Below are 18,772 nucleotides of genomic sequence, written 5' to 3'. Positions count from 1 at the left end.
GTATTTATTCTTATCCGCAATAAGAATATTCTTGCTCGACACTTGGATGAGCGTCTTTTTTATCTCGTAATTGTATTCATTCGAATCCCACACACCACTATGTTCATCAAAGCCCACACACGAGATTACACTCAGGTCAAGCGCCATTTCCTGCAAAGTATTTTTGGCAATCAAACCATAGAATGATTTGTATTTTTCTGAATAGTGTCCACCTAAGCTAATAATCGTTATATTCTTTTTCCCAGATAGGACACTAATATTATTCAACGAGTTGGTTACAATCGTACAACGAATATCAGGTAATGCTTGAGCAACTAGCCAACTTGAAGAGCTAGCGTCTAAACCGATAACGGCACCTTCATAAATATGTTCAATAACTTGTTTAGCCAAATCTTGTTTGTCTTGCATATTGCTTGAGGCTCGATTAGTAAACGAGGTTCCTTCATCAATATAACGCTTACTTATAGCGCCACCATGAGTACGAATTAATTCACCTTTTTTATCTAGCGTTTTAAGGTCTCGACGAATTGTTTCCACCGACACATTTAATTCCGATGCCAAGTCTTGAACTGAAACTTGACCAACCTTTGAAATTAAACCCAAGATAAAATTCGCTCTGGTAATTGCTTGCATCGTTTCCTACTACCAACTGCTTTGCTGTTATTAACAGATTAATCGAAAAGGCCAAAAAAACTACGACCCAGCTCACACTAGATTTTTCAGTGACCACTTTTGCCCGATTGTTTGGTTTACCACACAAAAAAACGGGCATTGACTGTGGGAAACGGGCATAAGCGGCGGAAACCAGACATACATTGTGACATTTGAGTGTGTTCCAACGCTTCAAACGTCATATAGGCATAGCTAAATCTACCTACGTCACTGCATAATTTTGCCGTTTTGGTACTATTGAAAACACGATAAAAAGTACAATTGAGAATAGAAAGTATGACCAATCCACTCTCTTCAGAATGGAAGCAGATCAACTGGGTCCTGACCGATGTTGATGACACCTTAACGTGGGATGGCTCCTTGCCTCCTGACACTCTCATCGCCCTACAGTCTCTGCGAGATAATGGCATCAAAGTGGTGGCGGTGACTGGTGCTTGTGCAGGATGGTGTGACCATATTGCTCAGTTGTGGCCAGTGGATGCGGTACTCGGAGAAAATGGTGCATTCTTGTTGGAAAAGAAAGATGGCGCGTTACAAATAACCACCGAGCAACCTTTGGAGCAGATTCGCGCAGATCAAGCCAAACTCAAGCAGCAAGTACTGGATATATTGAGCGATTTTCCTGATTTAGCGTTAACTCTCGACCAATCCTATCGATTATGCGAAGTTGCCATTGATATTGGTCAGAACCGTGAGCCTGTAGATCCGAACATTGTTCAACAGGTACTGACTCGAATCCATGCTTTGGGTGCGCATGCTACTGCAAGTTCTATTCATATTAATGCTTGGTATGGTGACCACTCTAAACGCCACTCATCTCTCAGCTTCTTGAAAGGCAAAGGCATTGAGGGCCATAAGGTTGATGAGCAGTGCTGCTACGTAGGGGACTCTCTTAATGATCAATTGATGTTTGAGCGCTTACTTCTCACCGTGGGTGTGGCCAACATTACGCACTATTGGGATAAGCTAGAACATAAGCCTAGCCTTGTGATGACTAAGCCGGGTGGCTTCGGATTTGCAGAGTTTGCCGAGAAACTGATTGCGCTCAAGCAAAGTTAATAGCAATAAAAACTAGTAGCAGTAAAAAGTTAATAGCAATAAAAAACGGCCATAATGGCCGTTTTTTATTGGGTATAAATCAACTAGATTAACTTGTTTCGAATGTGAATGACTAAAGCTTCAGCAATAATAACGACTGCGAAAATCGTCACTAACACCATTGAGACTTTCTGCCATTCGAATAGGTTTTGAGCATCGTTAAGAACTACGCCGATCCCCCCTGCCCCAACTAAACCAAGCACCGCAGATTCACGTACGTTGATGTCCCAGCGGAACAACACAATCGAATAAAAAGCGGGCATTACTTGAGGCCAATAGCCTTTGACAATCACGCTCATCCAAGACGCCCCCGTCGCTCGTAATGCCTCGATAGGCCCCATGTTCACTTCAGCAATGGCTTCCGACAGCAGTTTCCCTACAAAACCGACGCTGCGGATCGCAATCGCCATAATGCCAGCCAGAACACCGGGGCCAAACAACGCAATAAACAATAGCGCCCAAACCAATGAGTTCACTGAGCGCGAAGATACCAAGAAGAACTGGGCAATCCAGTTTAAGGTTTTGCTTGGTGTAATATTCGGTGCATTAAGCAGCGCGAGAGGTATTGCAAAAATCAAAGTAAATAGTGTACCCAGTGTTGCGATATGCAGCGTTTCTATCATCGCCGCATGAATGGTTTGCGGGTAGAAAGCGTAATCCAAAGGCACCATACGCTGAAACATGTCGGCAAATTGCGCTGGCGCGTCATACAAAAACTCTGGAATCACTTCCACCGTTTGCCATGACCAAACGATGGCAGATACGAGGCACAAATACACGGCGAAACGCGCAATTCGCTCATTGGGAGTAAAGCGTTGCCACTCTTTATCAATAGCTGCTGTGGTCATTAGAAGATTCTCCTCACGATATTAGACAAGAACTCGCCAACCAAAATGAGTGCAATAATGGTGATGAGAATGGCGGCAACGAAATCATAATCAAAGCGTTGGAATGCAGAGAACAAGGTACCACCAAGTCCACCAGCACCAACGATCCCGACCATGGTTGAGTTACGTAAATTGGAGTCAAGCTGATAACTGGCAAAGCCGATGAAGCGAGTAAACACTTGTGGCATTACCGCGTATAGAATCACGCTGGCAAAACTTGCTCCGGTTGCTCTAATCGCCTCTACAGGCTTAAAGGAAATCTCTTCAATCGCCTCAGCAAATAGCTTGGCAATGAACCCTATTGACGCGAACACCAGCGTCAAAATACCCGCCAATGCGCCAAACCCAACCGCTTTAACAAACAAGATGGCAATGATGACTGGGTGGAACGAACGGCATAATGCGATAAAGCCTCGCACCGGAGTGGACACAATTAAAGGCATCAGGTTTCGTGCAGCTAGTAGACCCAAAAAGAGCGAAATAACGATGCCGAAAAAGCTCGAAATGATAGCTATCTGCAAGCTCTCCGCTAAACCACTCAATAACAAGTTAGTGCGAGAAAAATCAGGTGGAATCATACGAGAGATCAGTCGTTCACTCTCACCAAAACCTATGATTAATCGGTCAAATGTCAGACCCAACGTCGAGACGCTGTAAAACAGATACGCCACAACCGCAACAACAATCGCGCGACTTGTCCACGACGGTTTGAATGGGTTTTCAACATTGATTTTTGCATTCGGAGTTAGTCCAGCCATGACTCACCTCCGTAAATGATCTTCAGATCTTCTTCGGTAATTCCCTCAGGGCTGCCGTCATAATGTACCTTGCCGTTACACATGCCGATAATGCGTTTTGCAAATCGCTTCGCTAGGTTCACATCGTGGATATTAACCAGCACCGGAATATTCTTCTGCTCAGCAAAGGTCTCCATCAGCTCCATGATTTCCACAGCGGTTTTTGGATCCAAGGACGAAGTCGGTTCATCGGCAAGCAGAATATAAGGGTCTTGCATCACGGCTCTTGCGATACCAACGCGTTGACGCTGACCACCAGACAGGCTATCAGCTCGCTGGTTAGCAAAATCTTGTAAACCAACAAAATTGAGCAGTTCAAATGCTTTAGCAAGATCTTCTGAAGAGTATTTACGTCGCCACGCATTCCAAGCACTCATGTACCCCAAACGGCCGCTTAGTACGTTCTCAATAACCGTTAAACGTTCAACTAAATTGTACTCTTGGAACACCATACCTATGTGTCGGCGCTGCTTTCTCAACTCTTGACCCTTTAGCTTGGTTAGGTCTTCTCCTTCAAACAGGATTTCACCTGATGTTGGGTCGTTGAGACGATTGATACATCGAAGTAAGGTACTTTTACCAGTACCAGATGGGCCAATGATCGCGATAATCCCCGGTTCATCGATATCGATATCGATCCCTTTTAGGATTGGCTTACCTGCGACATATTCATGGAATAGGTTATTGATTTTGATTCCGTCGTAGCTTGCTACAGCCATACTGCTTTCCTTGTGCTTACCCTAATTCGCTCTTGATTGTTCAGCGTATTAGGCAAATTTTGAATGAACTATGCCCTACCCTTGAGGGCATAGTTAACAAAGATCTAATGGTTTAAATTAGGGGGGGAGTTATTGAGTGCTAGCTTGCTTTGCTAGTTCCGCAGCTTTCTTCTTAGCACGCTTCGCCGCATCTTTCTCAGCCAACTTCTTCAGACCCGCCTTGGTGTAAGCCGTACCCGTGGCATGTGCGATATCACGAATCACGCCCCACTCCTCTTGATAAGTGATTGGTGAGAAACGGTCAGCGCCTTTAAACGAAGCGCTCATTTCTGGGGTAAAGCGGTAACTAAAGAATGCCTCTTTGATTTTCTCAACCAGTTCTGGTTTCAGGTTATAAGAGTAACCAAATGCTGAAGTTGGGAAGCGAGGACTGCGATAGATGATTTTTAGTTCTGAATCGTCAACACGACCCGCTGCAACCATGCGGTCATAGACGTCTGACGCGACTGGCGCGGCGTCATAGTCGCCGTTGTAGACGCCAAGAATAGATTGGTCATGTTTACCTGAATAAAGCACTTTGTAGTCTTGGTCAGGTACAAGTCCTTCAGCAGGGAAAAGTGCGCGTGGTGCTAAGTTACCAGAGTTGGATGAAGCAGAAGTATGAGCAACCTTTTTACCCTTTAAGTCAGACATGTCGTTAATACCGCTGTCTTTGCGAACGATAGTAATCAGGTTGTAGCCTTGGAAGCCAGCTTCGTCACCTTTTACTGCAATCGGGACATAGCCTGCCAAGTTTACCGCATAACCTGTAGGACCCGTCGAAAAGCCTGCGACGTGAAGTCGGCCAGAACGCATCGCTTCAACCTGAGCAGAGTTTGAGTGCACCGTGTAGTAAATTACGCGTTTACCAGTAATCTTGCTCAAATGTGCTTGGAAGTCAGCAAACGCATCTTTGTACAATGCAGGATCTTCTACTGGTGTGTAGGTAAATACTAAGGTACTTGGATCAATCCACTCATCGGCATTTTTCGGAGAGTCAGCGACCAAATCGTTGTTTTCATCACAGTATCTATCGTCAAGTACGCCGCGGCTAGAGCATTCATTTGCTAGAGCGAGGGAAGGTGCAAGCAGCGAGGTAGCGATTAACAGTCCTTTAACACTGATTTTCATATTCAAACCTTATTTTCACGTTGTTGTTGTAATCACGTCACATATTGCATGCGACGTGCCAACAATTTTATTCTTATTATTCAATTATTTAAATTACACCACTCAAACACGTTAGCTAAATGGGTCAAAAGTGTCCATTAAACAAACCGTCATTTGAGTCAGTTTTGTCCCAACTTTTTTTTGCAAAGATTAACGCCACTAAAAAAGGGCCCGAAGGCCCTTACTATACCTTCAAAAATCTACGATTCGATGTCCATACAGTTAGCGTAATAGGTCACTGTTGCCGGCCAATCACTAAACACACCCAACACACCTACATCTTTGGCTAGTACATCTAGCATGACCATCATGTCACCATCTTTTGTGATAGCTGGTTTGACTGATTGATAGTACCATCCACCGCCATTGTTCAATGGTCCAGAACGTTCCAGCGTCCAAGCGATAATGTCTAAATCAGCTTGCTTGGCCAGTTTCGCATAATCAGATGCCACTATTTGTCCTTTGTCATCAAGTTGCACTAACGCGAACAACGGTGGGGCGATAATATTGACGCCCTGCTTATGCAGATCTTTCATGTTCTCTAGAGAAGCAACAAAGTCTTTCTGCTCATAGACACGGTCATCAAGATACACTGCTTGCTCGCCAAACTCCGGAGTCTCGGCAATCCAATATTTCACGTCATCTAGGTTAAATGACTGAACGTAGGTATCGGAAGGCGCAAAACCCGCGGCTTTGAGTTCATCAATCAATTTTTGCGCGTACATTTCTTGGCTAAAGCCATCAAACGGCATTTCAACCGCTGCAGATTTTAGCTCCGGCGTCACTTTGACCCCATGCTTCTTAAACAGAGCAGCGCTCTCTGCATGGGTCATTAACGTACCACTTTGTGCATACAGATCCGTTCTCCAACTTGGCGTTCCCTGCATGTATTCTTCGATAGTGGTCGCTTTCGGGTTAGCGCCATCCATTTTGCCTTTCAAACGCTTAAACTCCGCCAGAGTAAAGTCTGATGTGCGGCACTCAACTTGTGCGTCTTTACCGGTAGATGGATCAGCTGGCTGGAACGGTATGGTGCATTTTTTTGCAAGATCTGGGTGTGCCAATACATCGGTTGTTGTGTGCAAATCACTTTGAGAGTGACGACAAACCAGTTGCTTGTCTTTGGTGAAGGTAACATCACACTCCAGTACACCCGCTCCCATCTCAATCGCCGCTAGATAAGACTCTTTAGTATGTTCAGGAAACTGCATCGCAGCACCACGGTGTCCGATAGAGAAATCACTGCGCTCAAACGCGCCATTACTGCAACTCAGTAGCTTATCTTTAAGAGGGCTATCATCCATGCTATTCACCAGATACGCCGGTCTTGGCCCCAAGTTGGCGGGTTCATCAGCCCAAACACTTGTTGAGCTTACCGCCATCAGGACGCCTGCCACTGCTGTGAGTATGTGCTTCATTTAGTTCTCCTTTCATCTCGTTACTCTACGAGAATCAATCCTTGTTAGTGGTCACGGTTTATCGTTTATAGGAACGAAAACGTTGGTTTTCTACACCCTATTTTACCGTGAAGGATGTGACAAAATTATCACAAGCACGTGATTTGCACCCTTCATGCCAAAACAATAAAACTATTTAATTTCAGTTAATTAGAACTTCCACTTACAAAGATCACTGGCTATTGGGTCACAATTGTCCTTCACCACTCACTAAGCGACTTGCCATTATCTCCATCACTCTTCAAGCCTTAGGTCACTTTAAAATCGTCCTTATCCAAGTGGTGCTTTTTCATTTTCCGATAGAGCGTCTTACGCGGTAAGTTCAATTTGCTAGAGACATCATTTATGTTGCCAGCCGATTCAATTAACGCCTCAGTCAATACATTGCGTTCGTATTGTTCCATCTGTTTTTCAAATGCAAACTCAGTCTCACTGGCGTCTTGTATTGGCGTTTGCAAATCAAAGCCATCACCAACGATGCCTAATACAAAACGGTCCGCAACGTTACGTAGTTCCCTCACGTTACCCGGCCACTCATGACGCGATAGCTGTTGAATCTGTTCCGAATAAATCGTGGAAGGTCGAGTCTTGTATTTCTGACTCGCCTGGCCAACAAAATGCCTAAATAGACTCTGGATATCTTCTTTACGTTGACGCAATGGCGGCAGATTAAGACTGGCGATATTAAGGCGATAGAAAAGATCCGAGCGGAACTCGCCAGTATCACTTAATGCTGCAAGATCTGCCTTACTGGCCGCTACGACAACAATGTCCACTGGTATTAACTCATTCCCGCCCACACGCTCAATGACTCGCTCTTGAATAACGCGCAGTAGTTTTATCTGTACCGCTATGGGCATACTCTCTATTTCATCAAGAAACAACGTACCTCCATTAGCCTGCTCAATTTTGCCAATGCGCTTTTTATTGGCACTGGTAAACGACCCCGCTTCATGACCAAACAGCTCACTTTCAATAATACTCTCGGTCATTCCACCACAGTTGATAGCGACAAATGGTTTGGCTTGTCGGCGACTAAACTGGTGAAGCGCTCTTGCTACGACTTCTTTTCCTGTTCCTGTCTCGCCATTAATGATGGTATCCACCCCTGTGTTAGCGAGCGCGAGCACTTGCTTACGTATGGTTTCCATCGCTTTAGATTGACCAATAATCACGGATTCAATCGCTTCGCTGTCGGTCGACTCCAGAGATGGGGTACTAGCGAGAGTTTGTTGCGCTTGTAACTGAGCTAAATCGAGCTTGGCGATCACCTCATCGGCATTAAGCGGCTTTTCGATAAAGTCGAACGCCCCCAACTTCATTGCTTCGATAGCCATCGGAATATCCCCATGACCACTCATCAATAAAACCGGAACTTGTGGCGCGCGATGTTGAATTGAGCTTAACAATGTTAGGCCGTCAACCGAGGGCATCCTGACATCACACAACACAACCGAGCGACTGTTATTGGTAAGTGATCGTAGCGCTTTTTTTGGGTCAGTGAACGCCGTAACTGCGAAACCTTCAAGTTCTAGCATTTCACTTACTGCTTCTACTACGTCGTGTTCGTCGTCAATGAGGACGATGTGTTTTTGTTGTGTCATGATGGATTGCCTTGTTGCAGAGTCACAATAAACTCAGTGCCCTGATCAATCTCGGATTGGACGTGAATCGTCCCTCCAAAATCTTGAATAATGTTGTATGCAATAGAGAGCCCAAGCCCGAGCCCCTTACCTGAACGCTTAGTGGAGTAAAATGGGTCAAAAAGATAGGGTAACTCATCGGCAGGTATGCCTTTCCCATTGTCTTGGACGGAAACTGAAACTGTTTTGGTGTCGCTCCAAATGGAAACCACCAATAGTGGTTCGGCGCTCCCTTCCACAGCGTCTAAGGCGTTGCTGACCAAATTCACCAAAACTTGTTCCAATCTAATGCTGTTGGCTCGAACCAAACAGTCCGGCTGCTGTTTGAACACAATCGATACCCCCTCTCTTCGGTTATCAAAGAGTTCAAGAGCATCTTCCACCACATTGTTTAACGGTACGTTTTCAAGCCTACCGTCACTTTTTCCAGCAAATGCTTTAAGGTGTCTGGTGATTGCTGCCACTTTCTCCAATAGCACTTCGATTTTTTGAAGGTTGGTTATGGCTTTATCGGGGCGCTCTTTTTCAAGCCAACGCTGTGCGCTACGGACATGACTATTAACCGCAGTAAGTGGCTGATTGATTTCATGAGTAATCCCGACACTGAGCTGCCCCAACGCCGCGAGTTTCCCTGCTTGAATCAATTCGTTTTGGGTAATACGTAATTTTTCCTCTGCGGCCGTACGCTCCACCACTTCCGCTTCCAAGCGTCGGTTGGTCTGCTTCACCACTTTCGCTGTTGACTGAAACACTTTGAGGTATTTAGCCATTTGGGTCACTTCATCATTTCCACGAATCGCCACTTCAGTATCTAAATGGCCCGTCGAGATAGCAAACATGTTGTGTTTCAGTTGCGTAAGTCGTTCAAGAATGTTTTTACGTACATAAAACCATGAGATACCCACTGCCGCTAACACACTAAACAGAGACAGCGCTAACGATAATTGTTGGTTTGAAAGCAATGACTGTTGAACTACAGCAATGGAGTTGTCGATGTTACGATTAACCTTATTGGTATTAGATTCAATTTGCACCGTTAACTGGTTCAAATGGTCGCGGCTGTTCTGCAAGAAATACTGCTCTTGATATCGGTGATCCAGTGCTTTGTTTTTTAGGGTATACAGGCGGCTCGAGCTAGAAGACAAGTCGTAAATAATCGAGAGTTTTTGGTCGATCTCAGGAAACTGTAACTTGACGCCACTTTGTTGCCATAACGTCCACCACTCTTGACCAATTTGCTCAATTCGGTAAGTGGTGTAATCAAGCTCGTTAAAGCTGGCATCGCTATAGAGCTTTTCCACCAGCCCAAGTTGGTAGTAGAGCAACGACTTCATCTGTGTGTATTGAATTTGAGCTTTGGCCGCAGTTGGCAACTGGTCCAGTGACTGAGTGGCTTGTTTCAATAGCGGGTAGAAGCCTTCCAGCAAATCTCGCAGCTCTAGATTGAGTTGTTGTGATTCGTTTTCGCTTTGATGCAATAAGCTCAAGCTATTACTGACCTGAGCAATCATTTCTTTGTAATACGAGTGATAATCCGGAAACTGGATCATAATCTGATCCATCTCATCAATGGCACGCTCTATCTTCTGCATGGCCTGCTTTCGCTCTAAATTCGAGTCCGCTTCACTAAGCTGAGAAGAGGTGGTAATGATCGATCGAACTTTGTCATTGAGCAGAGCGGCCTGCTCCAAGGCTGGGATCTTGTTCTCTTTCAGAACAATAAGACGTTGGTTAAGGTCATTGAACGTATAAGTGGTAACCACAGATAGGATTAATGTAGTGAACGCGAGCATAGCGAGTGCCAGAATCAGGCGTAGTTCTATACCTCGCAATCTCATCCAGCGTTGTTGGCGCATCAAAGAAACCACACGACGAAATCTCGCCGCCACGCTTTGGTTAGAGTGTTCACGTAACTCACGTATCATTTCCATTGACTGATTTGCCCTCTACACCACCAGATCATTAACAAGCCATATAAAACACCATAACAATAATTAAATAAAGGACATAGTCCGCTTTTTGAGAGAATGGTTGATAGGCACAATTAGCTAACATCTTATGAACTAACCATTTTTTACAAGCACTCTAGATTGATAGACGAGGAAAATTGCGATATTAGTTAGCTATAACTTAAAATTTTGGTAACACTCATGGCAGATAACTCTATCGAAAAATCCGTTTCACTCGCCTCTGTCATTGATTTGGTAAATGCCTATCCACTGTTGCCAGCCGCTTTGCGCGAACAGGTAGAAACATCCAATCACCTTGACGCTATTACGCTAAAGGCTATTCAAAATAGCGCCAAGCTATCGCCATCGGACCGGCTTCCAGAAAGCCAAATGGTTGCCTTGTGGTCACTGCTCGAACAGCACCATCCATCGCCCGACATTGGACTCATCATTGGGCGAACCATTTCCCCTGAATCAAAAGGTGTACTAGCAAGTTGGGTGAGTCAATGCGCGACGTTAAGAGATGCCTTTAACACGTTTCAAAGTAATATTTTGCTGATGAATGCTTCGGAGAGTTGGCAAGTAGAAGACGATGGGCAGCAGTGCCGCTTAACCCTCTCCATTGAATCACTGCATAACTACCCTAGAGCCGCCATCGAACGTAGTATGAGTGCGATGGTGACGTGGGCGAGAATGCTGAGTACCCAATCCTTCCCGCTAACCAAAGCTAAGTTTGGGTATTTGGCTCCGAACTATGTGGATAAATATCAACTAACCTTTGGAGAAGTCATTGAATTTAACTGTGCTGATCACCAGCTGATATTTGAATCGAAATGGCTCAACCTTTCCATTGTGACAAGTAGTGAGTATCTAAAAACGATGATGGCAAAAACCGCACAAAGTCATCTTGAGACCCTAACGAAAACTCAACCTGTCCAGCAGCAAGTCAGGACCATAGTAGTAAACGGACTAGAAAATGGAGAACTACTCAGCGTAGACAAGGTTGCACAGCAATTACACACCAGCCGACAAACCCTTTACCGCAAACTGGAAAAAGAGCATACCTCCTTCCAGAGTATTCTTGATGATACTAGAAAGCAGTTTGCAGTTCGTTGGCTAACTCAAACCCCGCCTCCAAGCGTGACTGAGTTGAGCTATCGTCTTGGTTTTAAAGATACCAGCAGCTTCTATAAAGCGTTCAAGCGCTGGTATCAGGTTAGTCCTAAGGCTTACCTTTCGAGATAAACTGTTTAAATGCCTGTGCTGATCGTTCTGGGACCTCTTCCATCGGTAAGTGTCCCACATCGTCATACACCACAGCATAAGAGCCCCGAATATCACGCTCAAACTTTCGCGCATTTTCAGCTGGAAAGTAACGGTCTTCCTTCCCCCACAGAATAAGAGTCGGTTTAGCAACTTGCGTTATCTTATCCGAGTCCTCATCCAGCGATGCCTTGACCCGACGTGTGAATCCCTGTCGATTTTGTTGGTAGGTGGTCAGTTCGTAGTATCGATCAATCAACGCCGCATCCACGAGCAGCGGGTCGAAGTAAACCTCTTTAAGCCCATCCTCGAACATAAATCTTGGAGTTATGTGTTCCATTATCTTATCGATGACTGGCCACTGGGCCATCTCAATGCCTGGCGGCCACGATTGTTGCGGATACCCTAACGCGTTTATCAACGTAAGGGTTTTAACCTGCTCTGGATGTTGCAAACTGTACTCCCACGCGATGCGCCCTCCTAAAGAGCTACCAACAAAATGTGCCTGTTCGATGTCGAGTTCTCTAATAAAAGCGCTCAAAAAAGCAATATCGTCAGCGATTTCGTACTGGTTCTGAGGCAGATGCCCGGTCAAGCCAAAACCCGGTAAGTCCATACGTACGACGCGATAGTCCTGTTTGAGGATTTGCGTCCATTGTTCCCACGCGTGAAGTGACGATGAAGTGCCATGCAGTAAAATCACCACCTCACCCTGTCCTTCATCTCGGTAATGCACTCGTTTACCTTCAACAGTGGCAAATTTCGAGGCGTGATTTGTGTATTTCTGTTCAATGGCTTGTGAGCCATTTTGTGCGCCACATCCTTGCAGCAACATGACCAACGCCATCATTGGTGCCACATTCCAATTCATATTTCCCTCTCCCTACATACTGCACTTTCCATTCTAGAAGCTTGAGTGTAGAGACTATGGTGGTGAGAAATAGGTCGTCAGGTTGCAAAATCGCGTTCTTAGGACTCATTTGACTCTAGTGAGGGAACAACAACGAAGGAGGTCAAGGGAAAGAGCGATTTGATACATAGACCAAGCCATGACGGCTTGGTCTGTGTTCAGTGGTTAACTGACTTTTGAAGCATCAGCAGGATGACAAATCGAGTATTTTGCTTTGATCACGTCAGCAATTTTCTCGGCGATCATGATAGTCGGTGCATTGGTATTGCCACCCACCAACGTCGGCATCACAGATGCGTCAATCACCCGTAGATTATCCATCCCGTATACGGACAGTTCACTATTTACGACCGCTTCAGGGTCATCCGAAATCCCCATCTTACAGGTACCAATCGGATGATACTGAGTATCGGCGCGATTGCGTATATCTTGCTCAATCGCGGCGTCGTCGTCCGGGTCAACCGGATAGAAACTCGCTCCGCGAACGTCATCAAACGCCTCACTTTGCAGCATCTGATACTGTTTTTTCCAACCTTTGATCATCACTCTCATGTCATCAGGATCTTGGAAGAAAGCAGGGTCAATGCTTGGAACGTCGTAAGGGTCGGCGCTATTTAGGGTTACCGTGCCGGTACTTTTCGGTCTGAGTAGCGTTACGTGAGAACTGAATCCATGGCTCATGTGGATTTTTCGAGCATGATCGTCCACCACCGCTACGACGAAGACAAACTCTAAGTCAGGCACATCGACGTCATCATCAGAGTACAAAAACCCGATACCTTCGGCGAAATTACTACTCAGCTTGCCTTGACGCTGTTTGAACCATTGAGGCACTGCTTTACTGGCCTCCGACGCCATTTTTAGTGATACACCAAAGGTGTCACGTTTGGCCGTAGTTCGGTATGAGTGCACCAAGTCGATATGGTCTTGCAGGTTCTTACCTACTCCCGCCAACTCATGCACTTGGTCGATACCATGTTTGTCTAGCTCTTGTTTAGGACCAACTCCAGATAGCAGCAGCACTTGCGGAGTACCAAACGCACCAGCGCTTAGAATGACTTCCTTGTTGCAGTAAATTTGGAAACGCTGCCCTTTCATTCCATACTCCACACCAATCGCTCGCTTTCCATCGAACAACACCTTATGCGTGGTGGCTTTGGTGAGCACGGTTAAGTTCGGACGATTAAGGTTTGGCGTTAAGTAAGCTTTTGCCGCACTGCACCTCTCACCGTTTAATTGCGTCACCTGCGTTTGCATAGCACCAAACTGCTCAGCGCCATTCACGTCATGGTTGGTCGGCACGCCAATTGACTCGCACGCTGATAGATATCTTTCCACCATTGGGCTGGGTGACCGCAAATCGGCGACGTTAAGCGGCCCACCTTGGCCATGAAAGTCATCATGATGAACTTCATTATTTTCTGCTTTTTTGAAATACGGTAGACACTCATCGTAGCTCCAGCCTTCATTCCCTAATGATGCCCAACGATCATAATCATAACGGTGACCACGTGCGTACATCATGGCATTGATTGAGCTCGAACCACCCAAGGTCTTCCCTCTGGGTTGATAACCCTTACGACCATTGAGTCCCGGCTGAGGAACGGTTTCAAACCCCCAGTTGTTGATTTTGGTTGGCATCATCACAACACAGCCAACGGGCGTGTGAATAAACGGACTGGTATCTTTACCTCCGGCTTCTAGCAAACAAACATTCACAGTAGGATCTTCCGATAGCCTTGAAGCAAGCACGCAACCTGCTGAACCACCACCGACAATAATGAAATCATAGCTGTCCATCGACTACCTCCATCACATCCAATGGATGCAGTTCGCGTTTCAAGATCTTTCCTGTTGCCGTCATTGGCAGTGATGCTCGAATAAATACACGGCGTGGATATTTGTAATCAGCAAGTTGACTACGGCACCACGCTACTAAGGTTTCGCCATCACTGGTGCAGTTTTCATGCAACACAACGTGAGCATGAATTTCCTCACCAAGTCGCTCATCATGCTCACCGACAACGGCCACCATTTCTACATCCGGATGACACATCAGTACTTCTTCAATCTCACGTGGGTAGACGTTATAGCCACCGCGAATGATCATATCTTTCACTCTATCGACAATGAATAAATTGCCATGCTCATCAAGTCGTCCAATATCACCACTCCAGAACCAGCCATCACGTAACGCTTCTGCACTGGCTTCGGCTCTACCGTAATAGCCTTTCATTACACTTGGGCTCTTAATGCACACTTCTCCTAACTCTCCAATAGGCAGCGCATTACCTTGAACATCAGATATCTTAATCATATGACCGCATAACGGCTGACCTACACTACCTGGTAAACGGTCACCGTCGATATGGTTGAAAGTAGCTACGGGAGCCGTTTCCGATAAACCATAGCCTTCCAAGACGGGTAACTCAAAGCGCGATTCGAACTGACGAATCACCTCTACTGGCATGGACGCCCCACCAGAAACACCCAGTCTCAAGCTATGTTTAACCTGTTCAGAATGCTCTGGTAATTGCTCACCCACCGTCAACAGAGCGATATACATGGTGGGTACACCCGCAAAAACACTGACTTTGTGGTCGATGATTTGTTGAATAACCAACTTAGGGTCAAAGCGAGGAATGAGCACAATCGACGAGCCCGTAAGCACACTGGCGTTCATCATGACGGTTTGACCAAAACTGTGAAATAAAGGTAGGGTCGCCATCGTGGTATCGCTGTACTCTAGTCGCATTAAATACTGAGACGACATTGCGTTTGCCAACATATTAGAGTGAGAAAGCTCTGCGCCTTTCGGTTGTCCTGTAGTACCTGACGTATAAAGAATGACTGCAGTATCGTCCCCTTGCATTGCTGCAGATTCAAACACTTGCGGCGGTTGTTGCAACCACTGCTCTAATGAGTGTTCACTCTCATCAACTGTCATCATGGGTATGAAGTGTTCACAGCTGTCCACTTGAGAAAAGCCCAAACGTCCGTATTGCTCACTTGGATCCATGTCTTGATTTTCAAAACAGAAATACGCTTTAGCATCAGAGTCTTGCAGATGGTAGGCGATCTCCCGGTTCTTAAACAGCGTGTTGAGCGGTACGACCACGCAGCCTGCCTTTAAAATTCCGTAATAAGCGATGGGGAAGTAGGTAACATTAGGACACGAAAGCGCCACTTTGTCCCCTTGTTCCAAGCCAAGTTGCTTGAGGTTGTGAGCAACAGTACTAGCCGCACTCTCCAGTTGTTGATAGCTGATCTCCTCTGCGCCCATTCTGAGAGCAGTTTTGTCCGGGAAGAGCGCAGCACTGCGCTCAAGATTAACAGCAAGGTTATGCATCCGAGGTCTCCTTGTAGGTGTACCACGCCAGTAAATACTGGCGCGCCGAAGATTCTTAAAATGGCCCGTTGTTAGTGGATTAGATTATTCGTGTTATTTTGAGGAATGGGTTTTGAGGTCTGGGTCTGGCTTACCAACAAACACGCGCAGCACCAACTTCTGAACAAGATTGCCGTAAGGCGGAGAAAAGAGCTGAATCGGAAACCACTCTCTCATTTGCAACACTGTGCGTGCATGGCTCAACTCACGAAAACCTTCTTCGCCGTGGTAGTTACCAATACCAGAGTTACCCACACCACCAAATGGCACCGAATGGTTAAGTACATGCCAGCCCCAATCGTTTATGGTGACACCGCCACTATGGGTTTGATTTAACAGCGCTTCTCGTTGCTGCGTGTTATGGCTAAATAGGTAACAAGCTAACGGTCTGGGGCGCTCAATAATGTATTGCACCACATCGTCAATTGACTGGTAACTATGAACTGGCAGTAATGGCCCAAAGATTTCTTCCTGGCAAATTCGCATACTCGGTTTTAGATTAGTGGCGATAAAGAGCGGCATTTTTCGACCTTCGCCTTGAGACAAACATTGAGTGATCGTCGCCCCTTTAATTCGCGCATCTTCGACTAGAGCAGCAAACCTTTGATACTGTGCATCATCCACTAGAGATGTATAATCAGCGTTACCCTCGATCTCCCCGTACATCTTGATGTGAGCTTTTTTGAGCGCTTCTACAAATGCATCGACCTTGCCTTCTGGAACAAACGCATAATCCGGAGCGATACAAATCTGTCCTGAATTAAAGCCTTTGCCATGAGCAATGCGGCTTGCTGCTTTCTCAATATCGTAGTCATCAAAAACCACCACCGGAGACTTTCCGCCCAGCTCCAACGTCACAGGCGTTAGGTTAGCCGCCGCATTGGCCATTATGGTTTTGCCGCTATTTGGTGACCCGGTAAAGACCAGATGGTCAAACGGCAAGTGAGAGATTTCCATCGCTTCTGAATGCGTACCATCAACAATTCTGACGAGATCTGGCGCGTATATCTCAGCCAACATTGTTCGCAGAGCCTTTGTGGTTGCCGGACAGTTAGGCGGCATCTTAATCATGCAGCGATTACCTGCTGCCAACGCGGTAATCATCGGGCCAATAGAAAGATAAAGCGGAAAGTTCCAAGGACAGATAATCCCCACCACACCTTTTGGTTGATAGCGAACCTGTAACTTATTGCCTTTAAACAACCATTCCGTTGGGCGACTTTTCGATTTCATCCAGCTTTTCAAGTGGCGATTAACATGGTTGATATCGAGAATAGGTGCTAACACGTCAGCCATTAATGACTCGGTATGGCTGCGCCCGCCAAAGTCATCACTCATTGCCTCCGCTAATACCGATTGATATCGCGTTAGCTGTGTTTTGAGAGCCTGCAATCGCTGTTTTCGCACAGCAAGTGAAGGGTTGGTCTCTTGTTGGTATGCGGTTTGAAGCTCAGAAAACCAAGTATTAAGCTCGCTCACTTCGACACTTTCGCATTCAGAACCTACATCTTTTACCCAATCAATCATTTCGCTCATTTATTAATCTCGCATTGAAATTTGCCTCATTACAACATTCTGATAACATTGAGCACAGGTTACATTGAGACAAAAAGCGGTGAAATTCGGACATTGTTCAGACATTGAGATCCCACAATCACGCTAATTTATTGAAAGTCGCCTATTAACCTTTTTGGAGAAGTTGGATGCAATACACGGCAGTTTATGAGCCAGATACTCAAGCTTGCGGGATTTTAGATCTTCAGCTTATGGCGCGTTATCTCGACAGTCGCTTTGCCACCGAATCATTATTTGAGGGTACGACCGTCACTTCTTCCCAACTCTATCAGCCAGATACACAGCTCACTTTTGCTCAAAAGATGGCTATCTTCAGCAACGCACTCACTCAGACAAATGAAGCGGGTTTAGGGCTCCAAGTGGGTAAGCAAGCAAGGTTCAGTGATTTTGGAGTGTTGGGCTATGCGGTGTTCAGCAGCAACACCATGCTTGATGCTCTTATGATGGGGTTTAAATACCTTCGTCTGGCCGGCCCGGTGCTTAAAAAGAAGATGTGGGTCGAAGGTAATGTCGGTTATTTTCGCGCCGAGCAACTTATCGATTTGGACGAACTGCTGCCGTTTTGCTCCGAGTACTGGTTCACTGCCATTCAAAATTTGTGTGAAGAGGTGATGCAGCAGCCATTCCCGTCGACATTGATTAAATTCCCCTTCCCTGAGCCAGAATATGGTCACTTATACGAGCAAGTTTTTCATTGCCCCATTGAGTTCGATAGTGATTGTTTGGAATGGCAGTTTGACGCTACGGTACTTTACGAGCCTCTGCCTGCTGCCAATGCAATGACGCTGAAAATGTGTTTGAAATCTTGTGATGAAATGCTGGAAAAAGCCGAAGGCGGTACCAGTTTGCAAGAAAAAATCAGTCAGATATTTATCGAACGTCTAGGCAACTATCCATCCATTGAAGCCTTGTCTTCCGAGTTGGGCATGTCATCACGTACGCTGCGCCGTCATTTGAAAGCAGAAGGGACCAGCTATCAACAGGTGCTTGATAATGTGCGCTATCGACTGGCCCGCCACTACCTGCTTACTACACAAATCACCATGGAAGAGATTTCAGAGCGAATTGGTTTTTCTGACAGTGCCAATTTTCGGCACGCATTTAGGAAATGGAGCGGGTGTTCGCCGAAGGAGTTTCGTAAGGCAGGTGAGCAATAGGTGCTCTACTGTTGTTCGTCTTAATACAACCCGTCATTTCCTTGAAAA

15 protein-coding genes are annotated in these 18,772 nt (G+C 45.9%); 3 read left to right on the top strand and 12 right to left on the bottom strand.

Features of this window, described 5'->3' with window-relative positions; all coding sequences use genetic code 11:
* Positions 1–633 (bottom strand): DeoR/GlpR family DNA-binding transcription regulator (locus tag HW45_RS15820; protein WP_038228063.1); only part of this gene is annotated, 633 nt, incomplete at its 3' end.
* 315 nt (positions 634–948) lie between these two features.
* Here HW45_RS15820 and HW45_RS15815 point away from each other — a divergent pair.
* Positions 949–1,731 carry an HAD-IIB family hydrolase gene (locus HW45_RS15815; RefSeq protein WP_038228062.1) on the top strand — a complete coding sequence of 261 codons (783 nt, stop codon included), beginning with the start codon at positions 949–951 and terminating at the stop codon, positions 1,729–1,731.
* 83 nt (positions 1,732–1,814) lie between these two features.
* On the opposite strand, the gene phnE (HW45_RS15810) is transcribed toward HW45_RS15815, so the two are convergent.
* From phnE (HW45_RS15810) to HW45_RS15780, 7 genes are all read right to left on the bottom strand, one after another.
* Positions 1,815–2,618, bottom strand: coding sequence for a phosphonate ABC transporter, permease protein PhnE (gene phnE, locus HW45_RS15810; RefSeq protein ID WP_006071562.1), 804 nt, complete (start codon positions 2,616–2,618; stop codon positions 1,815–1,817).
* Positions 2,618–3,415, bottom strand: coding sequence for a phosphonate ABC transporter, permease protein PhnE (gene phnE / locus HW45_RS15805; RefSeq protein ID WP_006071561.1), 798 nt, complete (start codon positions 3,413–3,415; stop codon positions 2,618–2,620). The genes phnE (HW45_RS15810) and phnE (HW45_RS15805) overlap by 1 nt, the downstream gene beginning before the upstream one ends.
* Positions 3,403–4,173 (bottom strand): phosphonate ABC transporter ATP-binding protein, encoded by a 771-nt coding sequence (gene phnC / locus HW45_RS15800; RefSeq protein WP_006071560.1) that lies wholly within the window; start codon positions 4,171–4,173, stop codon positions 3,403–3,405. The genes phnE (HW45_RS15805) and phnC overlap by 13 nt, the downstream gene beginning before the upstream one ends.
* Positions 4,174–4,302: 129 nt before the next feature.
* A complete protein-coding gene (phnD, locus tag HW45_RS15795; protein ID WP_006071559.1) occupies positions 4,303–5,343 on the bottom strand; it encodes a phosphate/phosphite/phosphonate ABC transporter substrate-binding protein in 1,041 nt (346 codons plus the stop codon).
* A gap of 239 nt (positions 5,344–5,582) precedes the next feature.
* Positions 5,583–6,800, bottom strand: coding sequence for a glycerophosphodiester phosphodiesterase family protein (locus tag HW45_RS15790; protein ID WP_006071558.1), 1,218 nt, complete (start codon positions 6,798–6,800; stop codon positions 5,583–5,585).
* 287 nt (positions 6,801–7,087) lie between these two features.
* Positions 7,088–8,443 carry a sigma-54-dependent transcriptional regulator gene (locus tag HW45_RS15785; RefSeq protein WP_038228059.1) on the bottom strand — a complete coding sequence of 452 codons (1,356 nt, stop codon included), beginning with the start codon at positions 8,441–8,443 and terminating at the stop codon, positions 7,088–7,090.
* On the bottom strand, positions 8,440–10,413 hold the full coding sequence (locus HW45_RS15780; RefSeq protein ID WP_038228058.1) for a sensor histidine kinase: 1,974 nt from the start codon (positions 10,411–10,413) through the stop codon (positions 8,440–8,442). Before HW45_RS15780 ends, HW45_RS15785 begins: the two co-directional genes overlap by 4 nt.
* 219 nt (positions 10,414–10,632) lie before the next feature.
* Here HW45_RS15780 and HW45_RS15775 point away from each other — a divergent pair, with 219 nt between their 5' ends.
* Positions 10,633–11,676, top strand: a complete 1,044-nt coding sequence (locus tag HW45_RS15775) for an AraC family transcriptional regulator (RefSeq protein ID WP_038228056.1) — start codon at positions 10,633–10,635, stop codon at positions 11,674–11,676.
* Here the strand turns inward: HW45_RS15775 and HW45_RS15770 are convergent.
* The 4 genes from HW45_RS15770 to HW45_RS15755 all read right to left on the bottom strand — a co-directional run bounded on the left by HW45_RS15770 (position 11,654) and on the right by HW45_RS15755 (position 17,528).
* Positions 11,654–12,565: an alpha/beta fold hydrolase gene (locus HW45_RS15770; RefSeq protein ID WP_038228054.1), complete on the bottom strand. Its 912-nt coding sequence runs from the start codon at positions 12,563–12,565 to the stop codon at positions 11,654–11,656. The two genes, HW45_RS15775 and HW45_RS15770, sit on opposite strands and share 23 nt — an antisense overlap.
* Before the next feature lie 204 nt (positions 12,566–12,769).
* The gene (locus HW45_RS15765; protein ID WP_038228052.1) at positions 12,770–14,404 is read right to left on the bottom strand and encodes a GMC family oxidoreductase; all 1,635 of its coding nucleotides are present in this window, start codon (positions 14,402–14,404) and stop codon (positions 12,770–12,772) included.
* Positions 14,391–15,953, bottom strand: coding sequence for a long-chain-fatty-acid--CoA ligase (locus HW45_RS15760; RefSeq protein WP_038228050.1), 1,563 nt, complete (start codon positions 15,951–15,953; stop codon positions 14,391–14,393). Before HW45_RS15760 ends, HW45_RS15765 begins: the two co-directional genes overlap by 14 nt.
* A gap of 93 nt (positions 15,954–16,046) precedes the next feature.
* Positions 16,047–17,528: a coniferyl aldehyde dehydrogenase gene (locus HW45_RS15755; RefSeq protein ID WP_038228047.1), complete on the bottom strand. Its 1,482-nt coding sequence runs from the start codon at positions 17,526–17,528 to the stop codon at positions 16,047–16,049.
* Positions 17,529–17,695: 167 nt separating this feature from the next.
* Here HW45_RS15755 and HW45_RS15750 point away from each other — a divergent pair, with 167 nt between their 5' ends.
* Positions 17,696–18,724 (top strand): AraC family transcriptional regulator, encoded by a 1,029-nt coding sequence (locus HW45_RS15750; RefSeq protein WP_038228045.1) that lies wholly within the window; start codon positions 17,696–17,698, stop codon positions 18,722–18,724.
* Positions 18,725–18,772: the final 48 nt, after the last annotated feature.

Source organism: Vibrio sp. ER1A, assembly GCF_000733315.1.
Classification (GTDB): Bacteria; Pseudomonadota; Gammaproteobacteria; order Enterobacterales; family Vibrionaceae; genus Vibrio; species Vibrio mediterranei.
This window is presented reverse-complemented; position numbering and strand designations above follow the sequence as displayed.

Coding starts and splice junctions, on each gene's coding strand:
- HW45_RS15815 (WP_038228062.1), top strand. CDS start 949: ATGACCAATCCACTCTCTTCAGAATGGAAGCAGATCAACTGGGTCCTG.
- phnE (WP_006071562.1), bottom strand. CDS start 2,618: ATGACCACAGCAGCTATTGATAAAGAGTGGCAACGCTTTACTCCCAAT.
- phnE (WP_006071561.1), bottom strand. CDS start 3,415: ATGGCTGGACTAACTCCGAATGCAAAAATCAATGTTGAAAACCCATTC.
- phnC (WP_006071560.1), bottom strand. CDS start 4,173: ATGGCTGTAGCAAGCTACGACGGAATCAAAATCAATAACCTATTCCAT.
- phnD (WP_006071559.1), bottom strand. CDS start 5,343: ATGAAAATCAGTGTTAAAGGACTGTTAATCGCTACCTCGCTGCTTGCA.
- HW45_RS15790 (WP_006071558.1), bottom strand. CDS start 6,800: ATGAAGCACATACTCACAGCAGTGGCAGGCGTCCTGATGGCGGTAAGC.
- HW45_RS15785 (WP_038228059.1), bottom strand. CDS start 8,443: ATGACACAACAAAAACACATCGTCCTCATTGACGACGAACACGACGTA.
- HW45_RS15780 (WP_038228058.1), bottom strand. CDS start 10,413: ATGGAAATGATACGTGAGTTACGTGAACACTCTAACCAAAGCGTGGCG.
- HW45_RS15775 (WP_038228056.1), top strand. CDS start 10,633: ATGGCAGATAACTCTATCGAAAAATCCGTTTCACTCGCCTCTGTCATT.
- HW45_RS15770 (WP_038228054.1), bottom strand. CDS start 12,565: ATGAATTGGAATGTGGCACCAATGATGGCGTTGGTCATGTTGCTGCAA.
- HW45_RS15765 (WP_038228052.1), bottom strand. CDS start 14,404: ATGGACAGCTATGATTTCATTATTGTCGGTGGTGGTTCAGCAGGTTGC.
- HW45_RS15760 (WP_038228050.1), bottom strand. CDS start 15,953: ATGCATAACCTTGCTGTTAATCTTGAGCGCAGTGCTGCGCTCTTCCCG.
- HW45_RS15755 (WP_038228047.1), bottom strand. CDS start 17,528: ATGAGCGAAATGATTGATTGGGTAAAAGATGTAGGTTCTGAATGCGAA.
- HW45_RS15750 (WP_038228045.1), top strand. CDS start 17,696: ATGCAATACACGGCAGTTTATGAGCCAGATACTCAAGCTTGCGGGATT.